Genomic DNA, 19063 nt, shown 5'->3' with positions numbered 1-19063 from the left:
CTCTTACGACTCGCACGCAGTCGAAACCATCGGCCCGGTGCGTTAGCCCGAAACTAGCTGAACGTTCACACCACACAACCCCTGTGATAGCACCAAAGGTGGGGTGCGGCGGCAAAGAACATCCAGCTCGATTGTGGCGGGCTAATACAATGAGTGCCGACATGACTACTTCCGTGAACACTGACGAGCCTGCGTTCAGCCTGCCGTCCCTCCCCCACTTGCGCGTGATCACCCGCGCCCGCGGCACCCATCCGGCGATGGCCGCCCCAGCAACCCTCGCCGATGTTGCAGGCCCGTGGGATCACGTGTGGGCCCGTGGCGAAACCTCGATGGTCGGCGCCGGCGAGGTTCTTCGCCTGCAGGCCCGCGGGGATGGCCGCATCGATGCGTTGGCATCCGCGTGGCGCGCCTTGAGCTCCGCCGCCACAGTGGACGATGCGGTCGCGACCTCCGGCACGGGCCTCGCCGCGTTCTCCTCGGTGGCTTTCTCCCGCGCATCAGGCCGCGACTCGGTGCTGATTGTCCCGCGTGTGGTGTGGGGCCGCAACGGGGACCTTGCCTGGATCACGGTCATCCTCGACCCCGAAGAAGTCGGCGCGCTCGGGCCGGACCCGAGCCGCGACGACCTCGAAACCTACGCCGCACAGGTGCGCCGTGAGACAGCTAGCGCGGCGGCCAGCGATGCTCGCGCGTCCGACGGTGTTGTGTTGGCTGGCAGTGCTGGGGCGCGCATCGTCGATGATGCACACACAAGTGAGGCCCGTTTCCAAGACGGAGTCCGCGAAGCGATCCAGAGGATCCGTTCCGGTGAGTTAGCGAAAGCGGTGCTCTCCCGCGACGTCACCGTGGACGTGCCAGGTGGCGTTCAGGTAGTCCCCACGCTGCAGGCGTTGGCGGCCCGCTACACCGACTGCTGGGTGTATTCCGTGGACGGGATCATTGGCGCTACACCCGAAATGCTGATCGAAGCGCACGAGGGCATCGCGCGCGCCCGCGTGCTCGCCGGAACACTCGACCGCGCGAACCACGGTGAAGACGGCGCGTTCCAGCTGGCCAATGACCAGAAACAGATTGAAGAGCACCAGTACGCGATCGACTCCCTCGTAGAAGAGCTCGAACCGTTCGTGACCGAACTGCACTCCCCCGCCGCCCCGTTCGTTTTGACGCTACCGAACGTGTGGCACCTCGCCTCGGACGTGCGGGCACGCATCGGCGCGAGCGAAACCGGCCCCTACAGTGTGCTGGACCTGCTGCGTGCCGTGCACCCTACCGCGGCGGTGTGCGGGACTCCGCGTTTGCATGCGGGGCGTATCATCCGTGAGATCGAGCGTCTTGACCGCGGAGCGTATGCCGGCCCCGTCGGGTGGGTTGACGCCCGCGGCAACGGCGAATTCGGTATCGCTTTGCGATGCGGGGTCCTGGAAGGCTACGGCCCCACCGAGCCGACGGCCGCGTACGTTGGCCAGGGCACGTTCCCGACCGAGGTCACACTGACACGCCCCGGCGATGGTGATACTGGCGAGCCGGTTCCGGAGCGGATCCGTTTGTGGGCCGGCTGCGGGATCGTCGCGGACTCCGAGCCAGCAGCCGAACTGCAGGAGACGTGGGCGAAGATGCGGCCGATGCTCCAAGCACTCGGCGTAGCCGCCCCCGCCCGCAACTAGGCGAGGGCTTCAGCCGCGGCCGCGGCGAGCGCGCGGTGTAGTTCGCGTGGCTTTTCGCGTTCCGTGTCCACCACAAGCAGGCGGCAGCCGTGTGCGGTGCGTCCGGCGTCGAGCCATTCACGCACGTGTTCGTGTGAGCTGACCCGTTGCGCGTCCCAACCGTAGGCGAGCGCTAGCTCGACCGCGTCGAGGCCATGTGGGACACGGAAGAACCTGTCGACGGCTTCCTGGTAGCCTCCGCGGGCAGCGACAGTGCCGTGCTCCAGCGTTGAGAAGATGGTGCCTCCGCCGTCGTCGGCGACCACAACATCGAGCTGGGGAACCGCTTCGAGCGAGGGCACCAGCATTCCCGCCGCCCCGTAGAGGAACGTGACGTCCCCCATGAACGCGAGCGTGCGGCGGCGTTCGGCGAGCGCGATCCCTGCGGCGGTGGAGATAGTGCCATCGATGCCAGCGAGCCCGCGGTTCGCATACACGCGCGGGCCGCGGCCCCGCCGCGGGGTTGCGGCGATGTCCATGTCTCGCACCGGCCGTGATGACCCGATCACGGCTGGCCCGGATAGCCCGGACCACACGTCGGCTGCCAGCGATGGGCCCGTGAGCCTACCCGTGACGTGTTCGCGTTCTGCGACCACCATGTTCACGGCCGCCACGACACGTTCATCGGCCTCACGCCACGCCTCGACCCAGCCTTGCGGGCCTATACCCGCGAACTGGGCGGCTTGAGCGAAACTACGCACGGGCGTCTCGGGGCGTTTGGACAGTTCGCACCACGCTAGCGGGCCCGGCGCATAGATCGCCGAGTCGATGTCATCACGGGCAAGTAGAGCGTTGATTGTTCGTGAGAGAGTCGGGCGGCCAAACAAGACCACCGCCTCGATCTGGTCCGCGAACGCCGCCAGCGTGAACTGATACGCCGTCAACGCGTTCTCGCCGTGGCGTGCATTCGAAGAGGGCTCCGCTAAAAGCGGCAGGTCTAAAGCGTGAGCGAAATGCGCGGCTTCCTCCCCCGCATCGTGGCCTGCAACCACAACAGTCCTGCGGTGAACATCGGGGCGTTCGCTGCCTGTGCGGTGTACCGCGCTCTCTTCCGTGCCGTGTGCTGTGGTCCCTTCCGTGCCGTGTGCTGTGGTCCCTTCCGTGCCGCGTTCAGCGCCGTGTTCCGTACCGTGTTCAGCGCCGTGTTCCGTACGCCGTGCCGCGGCACCCCTGAGTGTTTCGCGGGATAGGACGCGCGGGACCGGTACTGCGGCTGCGAGCGCATCGATCTCGAGTAGCTCAACATCGCTGAGTTCGGGGTGTTGGCGGGCTACACGTTCGGCGGGTTGTTCCGCGGCGGTGATCATCGCGTCATTCGGCGGGTAGAGCGGGTCTTCGAATGCACAGTTGATGTGTACCGGGCCCGGAGCGTGCTGCTTGTTGCCAAGCGTCGCCACCAAGGCTTCAGCTACTGCGGCTGTAGGGTCCTCGCCCGCCGGAATGTGCACGCTTGAACGCGTGTGGTGCGCGAAGATACCGGCCTGTTGGGTAGTTTGTGATGCGCCCGTACCGTGCAAACGTTCGGGCCGGTCGGCTGTCAACAGCACGAGCTTGACGCCCGCGTGCGTAGCCTCCATCAACGCCGGGAACAGGTTCGCTACAGCAGAACCGGACGTCGTGACAACCGCAACCGGCGCGTTGGAGGCCAAAGACAGCCCGAGCGCGAGGAACCCCGCCTCACGCTCATCGAGCCGCGCATGCACCGACAGCACACCGTCGCGCTCGGCCTCGGCGAGCGCATACGCCAACGGCGCCGAACGCGACCCAGGCGCCACCACAACATGCCGCATCCCGGCGGAGACACATCCCTGGACGATCAGCCGCGCAGACTCAACAGCAGGCACAGACGGCCCAACAGACATAGAAGGCATAACCCCAGTGTATGAGCGGGGTTATGCGTGCGGAGGCACTCCAGGTACCTGTTTCTGGGCCAGCAGCTCCTGGACTTTCCGCGGTGTCGGCTCCATGCGGGCGATCGCTTCCCACTCGGGGTGGGACCCCGGCGGCGCAATGCCTTCCAGCCCGGGCCGCATCGGGATCAAGAACAGCCTACGCCGCGGACTGGGGAAGGCATCCATCGCATCGAACAGCATTTTCGCGGGCACCAGCGGCCCTTCGGTGAGGGAATAACGAAGCCGGCCATGCTGATCGTAGATGTTCAACATCCAGGTTCCATCGCCACGTGGCGCCCCGTTTGGCTCGCGATCCTGGACCAGCCAGAGCACCACCTGGTCGAGGTCACGCCACGGCAGCTTGGCACCCAAAGGTGCCCCGCCGGTGAAATGCAATTCGTTGCCGCAAAAATGCAGGGTACGGTGCCGTGGAGCAACGAAGAACCCGCCCACAAGCCCGCACAGGATCATGATGACCATCCAGACCCCCGAAAGCCCCACTCCGGCAAGTCTGAGAACACCGATGACAAGCACCGGGACCGTGACCACCACAAGGAGCACTGTGGTAACCGGTGAAGTGATCATGCGGCGGCGTTTCGCATAGTCCGCGGCGTTCGGGACCGGGGCGGGCCAATCAATCCAGATGGTCGGGGAAGTCATAGCTCGATTTTATCCCGCTTTCGTGTGCGGTAACGAGACCCTCATCAACGCTCACCAGCGCTAGATCATTAGCTGCGCATAGCAGGCCTCTAGCCGATCCATCCACCACGCGCGCCGATGCGCGCCGACTGCCAGGGCCTCCAGTTTCCCACGATCCGGAACTACCGGCCCCACCGGCAGAACACCGCCGCGAGGTTTCAGACCAGGCGTGAGCACGTCGTCGGCAAAGAGCGCTCCTGTACCCAGCCCGCACGCATACTTCAACTCCGGCAACGCTGCCGCCAGAGCGATCCCACCAGCTAAACCCACCGAGGAATCCAAAGCGGAAGACACCACAGCATCCAGGCCGGCCTGCTCCACGATCGAAAGCGCGGCACGCACACCACCCAGCGGCTGAGCCTTGACGATAATCACCTCAGCTGCGCCCATGCGCGCAACCTTCAACGGGTCATCGGACTTACGCACCGCCTCGTCCGCGGCCAACCGCACGTCCACGCCCCGGGCGTCCAGCGCCTCCCGCAACTGGGCTAACCCCTCGATCCCCTCGACGGGTTGCTCCGCATACTCAAGATCGAACTCCGCGAGCCGGGTCAACGCATCCACCGCGGTGTGATGATCCCAGCCCTGATTCGCGTCCACCCGAATTCGGGCCCCCGGAAGCTCACGGGCAACCGCGGCAACCCGGGCAACATCCTCATCGACTGACTGCCCGCGCTCGGCGACTTTGACCTTGACCGTGCCCACACCGTCGAAACGCGCTAGAACCTCAGGCACCCGGCCCGCCTCAACCGCAGGAACGGTCCCGTTGACCGGCACCACATCACGCACCGGATCGGGCCAACCACACCACGCGGCCTCGATCGCGGCAGCAAGCCAGCGGGATGCTTCCGCCGGCCCATATTCGAGGAACGGCGAGAACTCACCCCAGCCTGCAGGCCCTTCAAACAACAACACCTCACGCTCCACGACCCCGCGGAAACGCACATTCATCGGCAACCGCACCACCACCGCCGCGTCCTTCAGCTCTTCCAGCGAAGGAAACCCCACTTTCGATCCCCACGGCATGTTATTCCCCCGAAACTCACTCATAAAAAACACGATATCCGGCGGCGATGGCTCGCCCGGCGCACTCTATCCAAACTCACACCCGCAAGGCATGCAACACCCGGCGCGGCATCAGCTTCCACCCAGAAGAACGTGACACTCTAGGAACATGCCTAACCTCTCGACAGACACCGCACATATTCGTGCCGTGTCACAATCGAGGCTTTGGCCACGCGCCCTAGCAACCACCGTGCTCAGCCTCGGAACCCTAGGGCTTTTCTCGCTCACATACTGGCTTTTCATCAAGACAGTCCGCGGTCAATGGCTCGACGAACGCGCTCTACTCGGTGCGCGCCGCTTCGTTCAAGAAACCCCCGCGCTCCACAACGAACTCGGGTGGTTCACCTATATCCCCCTCGCGATCGCTATCGGTGGGGTTGCAGTAGCCATCGCCCAAGTATTCATCCGCCGTTCCGTGATCATCCCAGCGATCGCACTGACGTCGGCAGGCTTCGGGATCGTATGCGTGCGGATCCTCAAACAGACCCTCCTCGAACGACCATTCACCGGCGTCTCCGAGGCATACATCAATAGCTTCCCGTCCGGGCATTCAGCACTCGCAATCGGCGGGATGTTCGCTGCTTTGCTGTCGATGCGGGCACGTTCACGCACATGGTTCAGCATCATCGGCGCCCTCATCGCCGCTGCTGGTGGCTCCGTGACCTTCATCATGTCCTGGCACCGGCCAGCAGACATTGTGGGCTCCTACCTTGTGGTGGGCTTCTTCGCGATCCTCGCCGCGGGCATCATCGGGTGGATCGACAACGACCGCCCCGCCGTCACGTTCTCCGCGATCGCATGCACCGTGACGGGGATGGGGCTTGCCGCGCTGACTGCTGCGGCCATGTTGTTGCCGGAGTTCGTGAACGTGGCCCAGTCCCGCCCGCTCACCACAACAGCCGATGACGCCGCGGCTATGGCCAGCCAACTGTTCACCCTGCTCGCGGTGGGCCTCATCGTAGGCACCGCGCTCGCACTCTTCGGTGTTATCGAACGGCTCGCGATGCCCGCCCGCACGGCCCGCTGAAGGCGGCAGTACGCTCAGGCTCAGAACCGCGGCCCCTCTAGAACTGTGGGCCCTGTAAAGTTGCGGGTCCTGACACGTCACGTGTCAGGACCCGCAGTCGTCTCTTCGATACTCAAGCACCGTAGCGGCTAGAGGCTTGCCAGGGCCTCCGCCGGGTTTTCGATCGCGTCGGCAACGTAGCGGAGGAACGCGCTCGCGGCACCGCCATCGCATACGCGGTGGTCAAATGCCAGGGTTAGCTCCATGATCGAGCGGACCGTGATCTCACCGTCAACTACCCACGGGCGCTCCTTGATTCGACCCAGTCCCATGATCGCGACCTGCGGATGGTTGATGATCGCTGCGGAACCATCCACGTTGAACACGCCGTAGTTGTTGAGGGTGAACGTGCCACGCATCAACTCGTTCGGGGTGCACTTGCCGTCGCGCGCGGTCGCGACCAGCTCACCGATCGCGGCATCCAGTTCGCGTGCCGAAAGCTTCTGCGCATCAGCCACCGCTGGCACCACAAGCCCACGGTCCGTCTGCGCCGCAATACCCAGGTTCACCCCTTCGAAACGAACGATCTCCGAGGTGCCGTCTTCCGCCTCATCGATGCGGGCGTTGAGTTCTGGAACCTGCATCAAACCAGCCGTGACGAAACGCCCGATCAGCGAAAGCACACCCGGAACGCGGCCTTCCGCGTTCGGTTTGAGCTTCTTGCGCCACTCAAGCAGCTCGGTTGCGTCCACATCGACCCACACGGTCGCTTCCGGAATCTCACGGCGCGAACGCGACATCGTCTCCGCAACAACCTTCCGGACCCCGGTCATCGGGGTGCGGGACTCGACCGTCAAACCGGTACGCGCATCGACCTCGCCGGCGCCAGCACCCTCCGATGCAGCCGGTGCCTTTTCGTTGTTCGGTACAGCGGCGCCCAGGATAGCGCCCGATGTGTGCGGTGCGGACTGCACGCCAGGTGCGGACTGTGCCCCGCCGTCGATCGCTGCCTGCACATCCGCACGCATGATCAGACCATCGGCCCCAGAGCCTTCCAGCGCGGCGATGTCCACGCCGTTGTCGCGAGCCAACTTACGCACCAGCGGGTTGATGACTCGCGGCGCCGACCGCTCACGCTGTGTTACCTGGGGCTGTGTTGGCTGGGGCTCATGCTGTGTTGCCTGGGGCTGGGTGTGGTCCTGTGCCGGAGCCGAGCTTTGGTTGACAGGCTCCGAGTCCCGGCTCACAGGTGCCGTGCCTTGGTTGACAGGTTCCGAGCTTTGGCCCGTAGCAACCGGAACCTCGGCGCGGTGACGGCCGCGACGGCGGCGGCGAGCGCCACCTTCGTCTTCGCTCGTTCCGTAGCCGATCAGTACGTTTCCAGAACCCGTTCCGGCGCGTTCTTCTTCGCGGTAGGACTGCGCACCTTCACGCAACACCTCAACGCCGGAAGCCGCGCCGGCATCAGCGCCGCCGCTACTAGAACCGGCGCCGTCGTCATCAGCGCCGCCGTCCGTGGTTTCGCCAGGCTCGCCTACGGTGATGAGCGAATCGCCCACGACCATCGTCTCGCCAGGTTCTCCATAGAGTTTCAGGACTGTGCCTTCGAACGGACACGGGATCTCAACAACGGATTTAGCTGTCTCGACTTCGGCGACAATCTGGTCGATCTCGACCGTGTCGCCTTCGGCGACGTGCCAGGCCACCAGGTCAGCTTCGGTGAGGCCTTCCCCGAGGTCCGGGAGAGTGAACGTCTGTGCCATTAGTCCTCCCACGTCATCTCATCGACGGCATCAAGGATGCGGTCCACGCTTGGCAGCTGATATTTCTCCAGCATCGGTGATGGGAACGGGATGTCGAAGCCCGTGACGCGCTTGACTGGCGAGGCGAGCGAGAAGAAGTTCCGCTCCTGGATGCGCGCCACAAGTTCAGATGCGATCGATGCGAAGCCCGGTGTTTCAGCGACCACCAGCGCACGGCCTGTCTTACGGACCGAGGCGTCCACGGTTGCGTCGTCGTAGGGAACGATGGTGCGCACGTCGATGACTTCGAGGTCGAAGCCCTCCTCGACGGCTGCTTCCGCGGCCTTCATCGCGGTTGAAACGGAAGCGCCGTAGGTCACGATGGTCGCGTCCTTACCTTCGCGTAGCACGCGCGCGGTCCCGTTGCGGCGCTCTGCTTTCTTCGTTTCGTATTCGTTCTTGAGGGCCTCTAGGTCGGCTTGTTCACGGCCGAAGTAGAGCTTCTTCGGTTCGAAGAACACCACTGGGTCATCCGAGTCGATCGCCTCACGCAACATGAGGTAGGCGTCTTCAACACCGGACGGGATGAAGACCTTCAAACCCGGCGTGTGCGCATACAGGGACTCCGAGGAGTCGCAGTGGTGCTCTACACCACCCACACCACCAGCGTGCGGTACGCGGATGACCAGCGGCAGGCGCACGTGGCCGCGGGTACGGTTGTGCATCTTCGCGATGTGGCTCAGAATCTGCTCGAGTGCCGGGTATGCGAACGCGTCGAACTGCATCTCGATCACTGGGCGCATACCGTTCATCGCCATGCCCACCGCCATACCGGCGATGCCGGATTCCGCCAGCGGTGTGTCAAAGCAGCGTTTATTGCCGAAACGCTCCTGCAGGCCATCGGTGATGCGGAAGACGCCGCCGAGCTTACCGACGTCTTCACCGAACATCAGCACCGCATCGTCTGCTTCCATCGCATCAGCGAGCGCGGTGTTCAAGGCCGCTGCGAACGATGTGGGGCCAGCCGGGCGCGGGTCGCGGGCTGGCGGGACCGCCGGCTCGTCCTTGCCACGCACCGAATCCGCTACACCACCGAATTCCGCCTGCTTTTCCTCAGGGGACATTTGCTTGGGGCTCACTTGGCCTCACCTTCCTGGGAAGCAGAGTCACGTTCCAGCTCTTCGGCGAGCATTGCGGCTTGCTCGGCGAGCTGTGGGGTCTGCTCAACGTAGACGTATGTGAAGAGATCCTTCGGGTCAGGTGTGATCTCGCGGTTCATCGCGTCGCGAAGCTCTTTGGCTACCTGCTCGGCGTGAGCCTTGATCTGCTCGGCTTTTTCGTCATCGAGCAGGCCCTCGTTACGCAGGTACGCTTCCATACGGACCACGGGGTCTTTCGCTAGCCACTCCTGGACCTCGTCTGATTCGCGGTAGCGCGTGTCATCATCGGCGTTGGTGTGCGCCTGCATGCGGTAGGTCTCCGCCTCGATCAGCAGCGGGCCGGAGCCTTCGCGGGCGATCGTGACGGCACGGTCCAGCACAGCCAAAACAGCGGCGAGGTCATTGCCGTCCACGCGTTCCCCTGCCATGCCATAACCGACAGCCTTGTGGGCAAGCGACGGCGCTACGGACTGTTGTGAGAGCGGAACCGAGATCGCGTAACCGTTGTTCTGGACAAAGAAGATCACAGGCAGGTTGTACACGGCCGCGAAGTTCAGCGCCTCGTGGAAATCACCTTCCGAGGTCGCGCCGTCACCGCACAGCGCGATCACGACCGTGTCTTCACCTCGCATGCGTGCCGCGTGAGCAACACCCACGGCGTGCAGCAGCTGGGTTGTGAGAGGGGTGGACTGAACAGCGGTGTTGTGGTCATACGGGTTATAGCCCTGATGCCATTCACCGCGGAAGCCCGTCATGACTTCCTCCGGGACAACGCCGCGAGAAATCACGGCGACCGTGTCACGGTAGGTCGGGAACAGCCAGTCGCGCTCCTCAAGGGCTACCGCGACTGCAACCTGGCACGCTTCCTGGCCGTGGCTGGAAGGATAGACCGCCATCCGGCCCTGCCGCACAAGGGCCGCGTTCTGATCGTTGATGCGGCGGCCGATGACGAGCTTTTCATACGCGTCAAGCAACCGGGCACCATCCGGCAGTGGGTATTCGTGGCCCGGGGCGATCCCTTGTTCCTCTACCGGGCGCAACCGCCCCTGCTGGTCCACCATCTGGACGCGGCCGCGCGTGGGCAAAAGGTAGTCTTCAACGGAAATACCGAAGGAGTCCGATGCGCGGGAGACCGAGTCCCCTACGCGCGTTTCATCGAGCGGCTGAGTCACCTCAGCCCCCGAGCTTGTGGTTTGGCTCACATGATCAGTCATGGTCTATATGATGCCTGCTTGAGCTTTTCGTCGCCATGTGTGCGAAAATGATCAGAGGATTTGTCGCTCCGCAGTGCGTGCTCAGAAATTTGTCTACGCAACTTGGCGGTTGTTGTCATTTTGTCTAGTGCTTCAAGGAGCTGTGTGCAGTGGCTAAAAACCCAGCGTTTGCTCCCGCTTTAGACGCGGTGGATGCAGCTATCGTCTCCGAACTGCTCAAAGACGGTCGGGCCTCGGTTTCCGCTATCGCAAGCAATGTGCACATCTCACGGGCGCACGCGTATCAACGGATCGCAGGCCTGCGTGAACGCGGCGTGATCACCGGGTATACGGCAACCGTGAACCATGCCGCGATGGGTCTGCGCTCTTCCGCTTACGTATCCCTCAAGTTGCGTCAGCATTCGTGGCGCACCCTGCAAGAGCAGCTCCGCCAGATCCCGGAGGTCCACCATGTGGCCCTCGTGGGCGGAACGTTCGATGTGATGCTTCTGGTGCGCGCGGCCGATAACGAGGCGCTGCGGCGATTTATTTTCGAGGTGCTCCAGCCGATGCCTGAGGTCATGGACACCCAAACCCACTTGATCTTCGAAGACCACGAACCCGAGACTCCCGCCACATGACCACTCAGCCTATGAACCCTGAAGATTTCGGGGCGCTCATTTCTGCTGTCTCTCAAGCGCACTCCGAGTTCGTGTATTCCGCCGAGGTTGTGGCCTCCCACAATGACCTCACTCCCGCCCGCTGGCAGGTGATCTCCGCCGCGGCCCAGACCCCAGCGACTGTCTCTCAGATCGCCCGGGTGCTCGGGCTCACGCGCCAGTCCGTCCAGCGCGTAGCCGACGATGCGGTCAAGCTAGGGCTGGCGGCCTACCGCACCAACCCTAAGCACGCCCGCGCTTCTCTCTTGGCGCCAACCAAGAAAGGCCGCGCCGCGGTTCAAGCCGCGCAAGCCGCCCAAGCGGAATGGGCCGCTGAAGTAGCCGCGAGCCTCACCGCTGAACAAGCGCAGCAGGTGTTGGGCGCCATCGAGCTCATCTTGGAGGCAAGCCAACGCCACTGGGACGAAACCGACCCGGACGCAACCAGCGGCTAACACCGGCGCTGCTAAACGCCGAGGCTCTGGCCAGAGCTCATGCTCCGGCCAGAGCCTCGAAGTATCTAGCTAGCGTCCTTGCTGGCTACCAGCTCTCGCGTGGCGGCGTCGGCTTGAACTCCGGCTTGCGTTTCTCCTGGAAGGATTTGAAGCCTTCCTGGTAGTTATCGGTGGTGCGCAGAACTTCCTGCAAGCGGGCCTCTTCGGCAACGGATGCGTTGAAGCCGAGGTCTTCGTCCCGGATCTGGAACACGAGCTGCTTGGATGCACGGTAGGAATCCAGCGCACCCCGGGCCACACGCCCGGCGGTCTTGCGCGTGAATTCGAGCACCTCATCGGCCGGCAAGGACCGGGAGAACAAGCCTTCGCGCACGGCCTGCTCACCGGAGATCAGCTCGCCCGTGTAGATCAGGTCCAGGGCACGATGCGTGCCCAAGCGAGTCACGAACAAGTGGTGGCCGCCCGAATCAAGCAAGGCACCGAGGTTAGCGAACGGGGAACCGATTTTCGCGTCCTCAGCGACGTAGACGACGTCGCAGGATGCCGCGAGTCCCAAGCCAACACCGAGGCATGCGCCTGTGACGACGGCGAACGTCGGGACCTGTAGCTCGTGGATCGCGTCCATGACTGGGGCGGTGAGCTCACCCAGGTAGTGGTTGACGTCGTCTTTGAGCGGATCAACCTGGGAAATGTCGCGGCCTGCGCAGAACGCGCGGCCCTCACCGCGAAGGATCACGGCCTGCACCGAACCGGAGCTGACCTGCTCGGAGACCGAGGCGAGCGTGGTCTTGAGTTCTTCAAGACCGGCCTCGTCGATCGAGTTCAGCTTCTTCGGGGCATCCAGAACAATCTCGAGAACACCTTGCTGGTTGCTCTCGGTGCGAATCATCGACATGTCGTGTAGTGGACCTTTCGGTTATGAAAACACGGGTGGAAAGCGGACGGCCCGCCGGGTGGGCGGGCCGTCTAGGTTGATTAGGCGTCGAAGTCGACGGCGACCTTATCGGTCGTTGGGACGGACTGGCAGGTCAGGATGTAGCCGGCATCCAGTTCGTCTTGTTCAAGCGCGTAGTTCTCGGCCATGTCCACGTTGCCGCTGACAAGCTTGGCGCGGCACGTACCGCACACGCCACCCGAGCAAGCGAACGGGACGTCCGGGCGGGCACGCAGTGCCGCGTTGAGGATCGTTTCGCGCGCTTCGATCGGCGATTCCACGGTGCCTTTGAGGCCGTCGACCTGGAACTCGATCTCACGGGTCGGCTCGCCTTCTTCGATCTTGACTGGCTTGCCGTGCTGGCCGGTTGGGTCGCCCACCTGGCCGGTCGTGAACAGTTCGAAGCGGACGCGTTCGGCCTCGACTCCCTGCTCTGCGAGGTTGTCGCGGACCATCTGAACCAGTTCCATCGGGCCGCACAAGAACCACTCGTCTGCCAAGTCGGTGCGCAGAACCTTGTTGAGCAGCAGTTCAAGCTTCTCCTGGTCCAGGCGGCCGGTCAGTAGCGGCGAGATCCTCTGTTCACGGGAGAGCACGTGGTGCACCGCCAGGCGGGACGGGTATTTATCCTTCAGGTCAGCCAGTTCCTCAACGAACATCACGTCTGAGGAGGAACGGTTCGCGTACACGAGGTCAACCTGGGAACGGTCGTCTGCTTCCAAAACCGAGCGGGTAATAGCCATCACAGGGGTGATGCCGGAGCCCGCCGCGATCGCTACAAGGTGCTGGGCCTCGCCTGGACGGACCAGATCCTTCTTGGACACGAACGTACCCTGCGGGCTCATGACGTCAATTTCGTCACCCACAGCCAGTGTTTCGTTGGCCCACGTAGAGAACAGGCCGCCCTGGTCCTTCTTGATACCCACCTTGATCTCCCCGCGCACAGGGGCCTGGGAGATCGAGTAGGAGCGGCGCAGCTCGACGGGGGTGCCGTCATAGGACGGGACCATGGCGCGCAACGCTACATACTGGCCGGGCGCGTAGTCGAACTCATCTGCGATTTCCTCTGGAACATCGAAGGTGACTTCAACAGCGTTGGCCGTCAGGCGGCGGATCTCAGAAACCTTGAGCGTATGAAAACGGGCACGTTTACGTGTAGTGGAAGCAGCTTCAGTCATGTCAGTGCACCTTGAAGTAGTCGAACGGTTCGTGGCAGTCATTGCACTGGTACAGCGCCTTGCATGCCGTCGAAGCAAAACGAGTAAGTTCGCGGGTGTTCAGTGAGTGGCAGCGTGGGCATTTGACGCTCAGCCCGAGCATCACTTTGCCGCCATCTTTCGATAACCCGGCTGGTGGAGCGATACCGTATTCAGCGAGTTTCTTCTTGCCTTCTTCGGTCATCCAGTCGGTGGTCCACGCTGGGCTCAGCGTGAGTTCGACGCGCGCGCCGGCATAGCCTGCTTCGCGGAACGCGAGGCGCAGGTCATCGGCGATCGTATCCATGGCCGGGCAACCGGAGTAGGTTGGCGTGATGGTCACGACGGCGGTGTCGCCGTCGAGCTCAACGTCACGCAGGATACCGAGGTCATGGATGCTGAGCACCGGGATTTCCGGGTCGTTCACGCTGGATGCGATGTTCCAGAGCGTGTCCTTGTCGGCTACCGTGTCTTGCTCGGTTGCCGGCGCGCTACGTCGATCAGTTGTCACCACTTAACTCCTGGGTGTCGGCGGGCCAACACCTGCATTTCCATCAGGATGTAGCCCAAGTGTTCAGAGTGGTTGCCGGAACGGCCGTCAACCAGGGCACCGGGCTCCTCTGGGACCTCGAGCGAGGCTTCTTCGAGGACGGCCTTGATACGGGTGTCCCACTCTTCGCGGAGGGTTGATGGCAGTACGGCGATGCCCTTTTCGGCGAGGCGTTCCTGCAGTGGATGGTCGATGAAGATCTCTTCGACGTGTGGCCACAGTACGCGGAACGCGTGGACCATTTTCTCGTGTGATTCTTCGGTTCCCAGGCCAAGGCGCAGGGTCCACTGTTGGGCGTGGTCCACGTGGTACTGGACTTCGCGCAGGGACTTATCAGCGATCGCCGCGATCAGCTCGTCTTCGGAGTTCACCAGCCGCGAGTACAGCAGTTCAAGGTAGACCGAGAACAGCAGCTGGCGTGCGATGGTCACGCCGAAGTGACCGTTGGGTTGTTCAACCATGACGAGGTTACGGAAGTCGTCTTCGTCACGGAAGTATGCGAGCTCGTCTTCGTCCTTGTCCCAGAACTTACCTGCGAAGGTCAGGAAGGAGCGGGCATGGCCCAACAGGTCCAACGCGATGTTGGCTAGGGCGATGTCCTCTTCCATTTCTGGGGCGTTGGAGACCCACTTCTGCAGGCGTTGCGAGAGGATAAGCGCATCATCGCCAAGCCAGAGCGCGTATTCGGCGACGTCTTCGGAGCTTGGGGCTTCCTTGAACGCGATGTCTTCCGGGCGCAGAGCGTGGCCTGGGGTGACGCGAGTAGCGGAGGCGACGGAGTCGCCGTAGCCAGCCAGTTGCTCATCGAGTTCCTCAGACTTCACAGGTGCTTCACCCCTTCAGACTCGGTGTAGTACATGGCGTGGCGGTAGTCCTTGCCCTTTGGCGATTCAAAGAACGCGCCCTTGTCCTGCGGGTCCGAGGCAATGATGTCGTCGGACTGAACAACCCACAGGGATACGCCTTCGTTGCGGCGGGTGTAGAGGTCGCGTGCGTTGCGGACCGCCATATCGGCATCCGGTGCGTGCAGGGATCCGGCGTGCACGTGGGAGAGGCCACGTGACGAACGGACGAAGACCTCCCAGAGAGGCCATTCGTTGGTGTCTGCGAGCGATGCGCCGGTTGCGTTCGTTGGGTTCTCTGCGCTCATCAGGCTGCCTTCCTCACTTTTTCCTGCTGCTTACGTGCGTATGCTGCGGCGGCCTCACGTACCCAGGCCCCGTTCTCGTGTGCCTGGCGACGGTGCTCGAGGCGCTGGGCGTTAGCTGGGCCACCGCCCTTAACGACGCGCCAGAACTCGTCCCAGTTGAGTTCCTTGTGGATCCACTTGCCGGCTTCTTCGTCGTAGTGCAGGTCTGGGTCTGGCAGGGTTAGGCCCAGGAACTTGACCTGTTCTGCGATCATGCCGACGAAGCGCTGGCGCAGGTCGTCGTTGGAGAAGCGCTTGATGTTCCAGGCCATGGACTGCTTGGAGTGCTTCGAGTCAGCATCTGGTGGGCCGAACATGCACAGTGCTGGCTCGTAGAAGCGGTTGATGGCGTCCTGGGCCATCTGCTTCTGCTCTTCGGTTCCGCGGGCGAGCGCAAGCAGGGCTTCGAAGCCCTGGCGCTGGTGGAAGGACTCTTCCTTGCAGACGCGGACCATCGCGCGGCCGTATGGAGCGTAGGAGCAGCGGCACAGTGGAACCTGGTTGGCGATCGCCGCGCCGTCCACGAGCCAGCCGATAGCGCCGATGTCGCCCCAGTACTTGGCTGGATAGTTGAAGATCGAGGAGTACTTCGCGGTGCCGTCGAGCAACTGCTCAACGAGCTCATCGCGTGGAGTACCGAGGGTTTCTGCTGCCGAGTACAGGTAGAGGCCGTGGCCGGCTTCGTCCTGGACCTTGGCGATCAGGATGGATTTGCGCTTGAGGCTTGGTGCGCGGGTAATCCAGTTGCCTTCAGGCTGCATCCCGATGATTTCGGAGTGTGCGTGCTGGGAGATCTGGCGCACCAGCGTCTTGCGGTAGGCCTCGGGCATCCAGTCGCGCGGTTCTACACGTCCGTCTTGTGCGATCAGGGCCTCAAACTCGGCTTGCGGATCAAAGTCCTGGCCGGTTTGCTCGGTCACGGTGGTGCTCATGATCAGCTCCTGCTTCCGATGAATAAGGGTATGAGGGGCCAGTTAGATTTACTGACCGTTCGTTCAGGATATGTGATAGCACTCTCACAAGGCAAGTTATTTCGCTGTGCTCAGGCGGTGCTAACACTGTTAATAATCGCCGCCTAGCGTGGGCCTTGTAAACCATGCGGTGGCCTTATAAACAACGATGCGGTGGCCGGCACACGCTAGGTGTGCCGGCCACCGCATCGTCATGTGGGCCGCTTGTCGCGGACCTTGTTAGAGGACCTTGGCGAGGAAGCTCTGGGTGCGTTCCTGTTGCGGGTTACCGAACAGCTCCTCTGGCGGGCCTTCTTCGCAAATGACGCCGTCGGAGAGGAAGAGCACGCGGTCGGAGACTTCGCGGGCGAAGCCCATCTCGTGGGTCACCAGGATCATGGTCATGCCTTCTTGCGCGAGTTCGCGGATCACCTGGAGCACTTCCCCGACCATTTCAGGGTCGAGTGCGCTGGTCGCTTCGTCGAACAACATGATCTGCGGTTCCATAGCGAGCGCGCGGGCGATCGCTACGCGCTGCTTCTGGCCACCGGAGAGTTCCTGCGGGCGGGCCTTCGCTTTGTCCCCAAGCCCTACGCGCTCAAGCAGTGCCGCGGCTTTTTTGCGACCCTCCTGCTTATTCACTCGTCCCAGCTCAACCGGGGCGAGCATCACGTTCTCTTCAACTGTCATGTTCGGGAACAGGTTGAAGTGCTGGAACACCATACCGATGTTCTGACGAACCTTGTTGATGTTGACCTTGGGGCTGGTGATGTCTCGACCGAGCACCTTGACGGTCCCGCCCGTGGTTTCCTCAAGCCGGTTGAGGCAACGCAGGAACGTGGACTTACCGGAACCCGATGGGCCGATCATCGAGATGACTTCGCCGCGCTTGACGTTGAGGTTCATCCCCTTAAGCACTTCGTTCTTGCCGAAGGCTTTGCGCAGGTCGGTGACCTCGATGACGGTTTCGGCCGCCGCATCGGACACAGTTGGCTCCAGCGCGGCTGCCTCCGCCGCCGCATCCTGTGCCGCTGCATCCTGCGCGGCTGCCTCGTCTACTTTTTTCTCGGTTGCTTCATTGCCGTGTGATTGGGTACTCACTTGTTCACCTTCTTATCCACGAGGTCAGCAATCCACGTGAGGATGGTGATGACCACAAAGTACATAATGCCGACGATGATGAGGGTTTCGGTCACGCGGTAGTTCGCTGCGTAGATCTGTTGCGCCTGGTAGAGCAGTTCTGCGAAACCGATGGTCAGTAGCAGCGAGGAGTCTTTGAGCGTGATCACGAACTGGTTGATGATCGATGGGGTCGAGATCTTGACTGCCTGCGGGACTACGACCCGGCGCATCGACTTACCCCATCCCATGCCGAGGGAACGCGCAGCTTCCATCTGGCCTGGGTCCACGGCTTGGAGGCCACCGCGAACAATCTCTGTGAGGTAGGCGCCCGCGTTGAGGGCCAGCGTTGCGACACCGGCAACGAAGACGTCGCCCTTGACGTCGAAGAGCTGTGGCACACCGAAGTAGAACAGGAACGCCCACACAAGCAGCGGGGTTCCGCGGAAGATCGCGACGTAGGCGCGTGCGATGCCGCGTAGCACGATACTGCCGGAGATGCGCATGAACCCGAAGATGAGGCCCAGCACCATCGCGATCACAAACGAGACGCCGGTGATGACCAGGGTGTTGATGAGGCCCTTCTGAAGCGCTGGCCAGGACTGCTTGAGCAGGCCGATGATGTTGCCGGCGTTTTCAGCTTCCTGTGGGTCGAGGTACTTGCTCATGATCTTCTGGTATTCGCCAGAAGCCTTGAGGTTGGCAAGGCCGCGGTTGAAGGCCTTCAGCAGGTCCTGATTCTGACCTTTCTTGACCGCGAAAGCGTAGTCGCCGCCTGGGATCTTTGGGGTCACGATTTTCAGGCCGGAGCCCTGGGTGATGCCGTAACGCAGCACCGGGTCGTCATCGAAGACACCTACTGCGGAGCCGTTCTTGACGGACTGGACCATCGCGGCGGACTGGTCGAGAGGCTTGATTTTGAAGCCGTATTCTTTAGCGAGCTTCTTGGCGGCGCGTTCACCTTCGGAGCCGCCCTTGGCGACAACGGTCTTACCTTTGAGGTCTTCATACCCCTTGGTTTCGTCATCGTCTTCATTGATCGCCATCACAGAGCCGGACTCGTAGTAAGCATCCGAGAAGTCGAAGATCTTCTTACGTTCGTCCGTGACACCCATACCGGCGATGACGCCGTCGGCCTGGCCGGAGGTCAGAGATGAGACCGCGGCCTGGAAACCAAGCGATTTGAGATTGACTTTGAAGCCTTGGTCTTGAGCGATCGCATCCAGCAGCTCCATGTCGATACCGATCATCTCGCCGGTTCCTGGTTCGCGGAACACGAAAGGCGCGAAGGTGGTGTCGGTTGCGATCGTGAAGGTTTTACCTTCCACGGATTCTTCGCCTTGTTTTTCAGCGGGCGATGCGGTGGCCGGCACGGTTGCCGATGGCTGGAGTCCAGTGGCGGCGTTAGCTGTTGCGGCTGGCACCAGGATGGCTGCTACTAGAGCGACAAGCATCGCCCAGATGGTCATCCGCGTCAGCGGGAGCTTGCCTTCCTGACTCTGTGTCCCGGTTGCATAAGAGTGCGAGTAACTCATATCGGGTCCGTTTCTT

Annotated in this window: 18 protein-coding genes; 4 read left to right on the top strand and 14 right to left on the bottom strand. The window is 62.6% G+C overall.

The genetic code is table 11. From position 1 onward, the window contains the following. Positions 1-161: 161 nt before the first annotated feature. Positions 162-1664, top strand: a complete 1503-nt coding sequence (locus MHJ63_RS02330) for an isochorismate synthase (RefSeq protein WP_239446063.1) — start codon at positions 162-164, stop codon at positions 1662-1664. On the opposite strand, the gene menD is transcribed toward MHJ63_RS02330, so the two are convergent. From menD to MHJ63_RS02315, 3 genes are read right to left on the bottom strand one after another with little or no spacing between them, the layout of a single operon-like run. Beyond that, on the bottom strand, positions 1661-3565 hold the full coding sequence (gene menD / locus MHJ63_RS02325; protein WP_239446062.1) for a 2-succinyl-5-enolpyruvyl-6-hydroxy-3-cyclohexene-1-carboxylate synthase: 1905 nt from the start codon (positions 3563-3565) through the stop codon (positions 1661-1663). The genes MHJ63_RS02330 and menD overlap by 4 nt on opposite strands. Before the next feature lie 30 nt (positions 3566-3595). After that, positions 3596-4255 (bottom strand): hypothetical protein, encoded by a 660-nt coding sequence (locus MHJ63_RS02320; protein WP_239446061.1) that lies wholly within the window; start codon positions 4253-4255, stop codon positions 3596-3598. 60 nt (positions 4256-4315) lie between these two features. Beyond that, the gene (locus MHJ63_RS02315) at positions 4316-5344 is read right to left on the bottom strand and encodes an o-succinylbenzoate synthase (protein ID WP_239446059.1); all 1029 of its coding nucleotides are present in this window, start codon (positions 5342-5344) and stop codon (positions 4316-4318) included. A 124-nt stretch (positions 5345-5468) separates the two neighbouring features. On the opposite strand from MHJ63_RS02315, the gene MHJ63_RS02310 reads away from it, so the two are divergent. Continuing rightward, entirely contained in the window at positions 5469-6386 is a 918-nt protein-coding gene (locus MHJ63_RS02310; protein ID WP_070490266.1) for a phosphatase PAP2 family protein, read from the top strand. 128 nt (positions 6387-6514) lie between these two features. On the opposite strand, the gene MHJ63_RS02305 is transcribed toward MHJ63_RS02310, so the two are convergent. The 3 genes from MHJ63_RS02305 to pdhA all read right to left on the bottom strand — a co-directional run bounded on the left by MHJ63_RS02305 (position 6515) and on the right by pdhA (position 10481). After that, positions 6515-8128, bottom strand: coding sequence for a dihydrolipoamide acetyltransferase family protein (locus MHJ63_RS02305; protein ID WP_239446058.1), 1614 nt, complete (start codon positions 8126-8128; stop codon positions 6515-6517). Beyond that, entirely contained in the window at positions 8128-9081 is a 954-nt protein-coding gene (locus MHJ63_RS02300; protein ID WP_239446102.1) for an alpha-ketoacid dehydrogenase subunit beta, read from the bottom strand. Before MHJ63_RS02300 ends, MHJ63_RS02305 begins: the two co-directional genes overlap by 1 nt. A gap of 161 nt (positions 9082-9242) precedes the next feature. Then, positions 9243-10481 (bottom strand): pyruvate dehydrogenase (acetyl-transferring) E1 component subunit alpha, encoded by a 1239-nt coding sequence (gene pdhA / locus MHJ63_RS02295; RefSeq protein ID WP_239446057.1) that lies wholly within the window; start codon positions 10479-10481, stop codon positions 9243-9245. Positions 10482-10630: 149 nt separating this feature from the next. Here pdhA and MHJ63_RS02290 point away from each other — a divergent pair, with 149 nt between their 5' ends. Both MHJ63_RS02290 and MHJ63_RS02285 read left to right on the top strand, forming a co-directional pair. Continuing rightward, entirely contained in the window at positions 10631-11101 is a 471-nt protein-coding gene (locus tag MHJ63_RS02290; RefSeq protein ID WP_035757919.1) for an Lrp/AsnC family transcriptional regulator, read from the top strand. Then, complete coding sequence (locus MHJ63_RS02285) at positions 11098-11574, top strand: MarR family winged helix-turn-helix transcriptional regulator (RefSeq protein WP_070490272.1); 477 nt, start codon at positions 11098-11100, stop codon at positions 11572-11574. Before MHJ63_RS02290 ends, MHJ63_RS02285 begins: the two co-directional genes overlap by 4 nt. 85 nt (positions 11575-11659) lie before the next feature. Here MHJ63_RS02285 and MHJ63_RS02280 read toward each other — a convergent pair whose 3' ends face one another. The 8 genes from MHJ63_RS02280 to MHJ63_RS02245 form a co-directional block, all read right to left on the bottom strand. Then, the gene (locus MHJ63_RS02280) at positions 11660-12469 is read right to left on the bottom strand and encodes an enoyl-CoA hydratase/isomerase family protein (protein ID WP_370977347.1); all 810 of its coding nucleotides are present in this window, start codon (positions 12467-12469) and stop codon (positions 11660-11662) included. Between the two features lie 80 nt (positions 12470-12549). Next, the gene (paaE, locus tag MHJ63_RS02275; RefSeq protein WP_035757917.1) at positions 12550-13686 is read right to left on the bottom strand and encodes a 1,2-phenylacetyl-CoA epoxidase subunit PaaE; all 1137 of its coding nucleotides are present in this window, start codon (positions 13684-13686) and stop codon (positions 12550-12552) included. A 1-nt stretch (position 13687) separates the two neighbouring features. After that, positions 13688-14215: a 1,2-phenylacetyl-CoA epoxidase subunit PaaD gene (paaD, locus tag MHJ63_RS02270; protein WP_083285265.1), complete on the bottom strand. Its 528-nt coding sequence runs from the start codon at positions 14213-14215 to the stop codon at positions 13688-13690. After that, positions 14212-15078: a 1,2-phenylacetyl-CoA epoxidase subunit PaaC gene (gene paaC, locus MHJ63_RS02265; RefSeq protein WP_035757915.1), complete on the bottom strand. Its 867-nt coding sequence runs from the start codon at positions 15076-15078 to the stop codon at positions 14212-14214. Before paaC ends, paaD begins: the two co-directional genes overlap by 4 nt. Further along, positions 15075-15404 carry a 1,2-phenylacetyl-CoA epoxidase subunit PaaB gene (paaB, locus tag MHJ63_RS02260; RefSeq protein ID WP_035757913.1) on the bottom strand — a complete coding sequence of 110 codons (330 nt, stop codon included), beginning with the start codon at positions 15402-15404 and terminating at the stop codon, positions 15075-15077. Before paaB ends, paaC begins: the two co-directional genes overlap by 4 nt. Next, positions 15404-16375 carry a 1,2-phenylacetyl-CoA epoxidase subunit PaaA gene (paaA, locus tag MHJ63_RS02255; protein WP_070490274.1) on the bottom strand — a complete coding sequence of 324 codons (972 nt, stop codon included), beginning with the start codon at positions 16373-16375 and terminating at the stop codon, positions 15404-15406. The genes paaB and paaA overlap by 1 nt, the downstream gene beginning before the upstream one ends. 258 nt (positions 16376-16633) lie before the next feature. After that, positions 16634-17380, bottom strand: coding sequence for an amino acid ABC transporter ATP-binding protein (locus MHJ63_RS02250; protein ID WP_305366908.1), 747 nt, complete (start codon positions 17378-17380; stop codon positions 16634-16636). A 110-nt stretch (positions 17381-17490) separates the two neighbouring features. Continuing rightward, positions 17491-19047, bottom strand: a complete 1557-nt coding sequence (locus MHJ63_RS02245; RefSeq protein ID WP_239446056.1) for an ABC transporter substrate-binding protein/permease — start codon at positions 19045-19047, stop codon at positions 17491-17493. Positions 19048-19063: the final 16 nt, after the last annotated feature.

The organism is Pseudoglutamicibacter albus, from assembly GCF_022346425.1.
GTDB lineage: Bacteria > Actinomycetota > Actinomycetes > Actinomycetales > Micrococcaceae > Pseudoglutamicibacter > Pseudoglutamicibacter albus.
The sequence above is the reverse complement of the archived record's forward strand: the minus strand, read 5'-3'. Positions and strand labels throughout refer to the sequence as shown.

Coding starts and splice junctions, on each gene's coding strand:
- MHJ63_RS02330 (WP_239446063.1), top strand. CDS start 162: ATGACTACTTCCGTGAACACTGACGAGCCTGCGTTCAGCCTGCCGTCC.
- menD (WP_239446062.1), bottom strand. CDS start 3,565: ATGTCTGTTGGGCCGTCTGTGCCTGCTGTTGAGTCTGCGCGGCTGATC.
- MHJ63_RS02320 (WP_239446061.1), bottom strand. CDS start 4,255: ATGACTTCCCCGACCATCTGGATTGATTGGCCCGCCCCGGTCCCGAAC.
- MHJ63_RS02315 (WP_239446059.1), bottom strand. CDS start 5,344: ATGAGTGAGTTTCGGGGGAATAACATGCCGTGGGGATCGAAAGTGGGG.
- MHJ63_RS02310 (WP_070490266.1), top strand. CDS start 5,469: ATGCCTAACCTCTCGACAGACACCGCACATATTCGTGCCGTGTCACAA.
- MHJ63_RS02305 (WP_239446058.1), bottom strand. CDS start 8,128: ATGGCACAGACGTTCACTCTCCCGGACCTCGGGGAAGGCCTCACCGAA.
- MHJ63_RS02300 (WP_239446102.1), bottom strand. CDS start 9,081: ATGGAAGCAGACGATGCGGTGCTGATGTTCGGTGAAGACGTCGGTAAG.
- pdhA (WP_239446057.1), bottom strand. CDS start 10,481: ATGACTGATCATGTGAGCCAAACCACAAGCTCGGGGGCTGAGGTGACT.
- MHJ63_RS02285 (WP_070490272.1), top strand. CDS start 11,098: ATGACCACTCAGCCTATGAACCCTGAAGATTTCGGGGCGCTCATTTCT.
- MHJ63_RS02280 (WP_370977347.1), bottom strand. CDS start 12,469: ATGTCGATGATTCGCACCGAGAGCAACCAGCAAGGTGTTCTCGAGATT.
- paaE (WP_035757917.1), bottom strand. CDS start 13,686: ATGACTGAAGCTGCTTCCACTACACGTAAACGTGCCCGTTTTCATACG.
- paaB (WP_035757913.1), bottom strand. CDS start 15,404: ATGAGCGCAGAGAACCCAACGAACGCAACCGGCGCATCGCTCGCAGAC.
- paaA (WP_070490274.1), bottom strand. CDS start 16,375: ATGAGCACCACCGTGACCGAGCAAACCGGCCAGGACTTTGATCCGCAA.
- MHJ63_RS02245 (WP_239446056.1), bottom strand. CDS start 19,047: ATGAGTTACTCGCACTCTTATGCAACCGGGACACAGAGTCAGGAAGGC.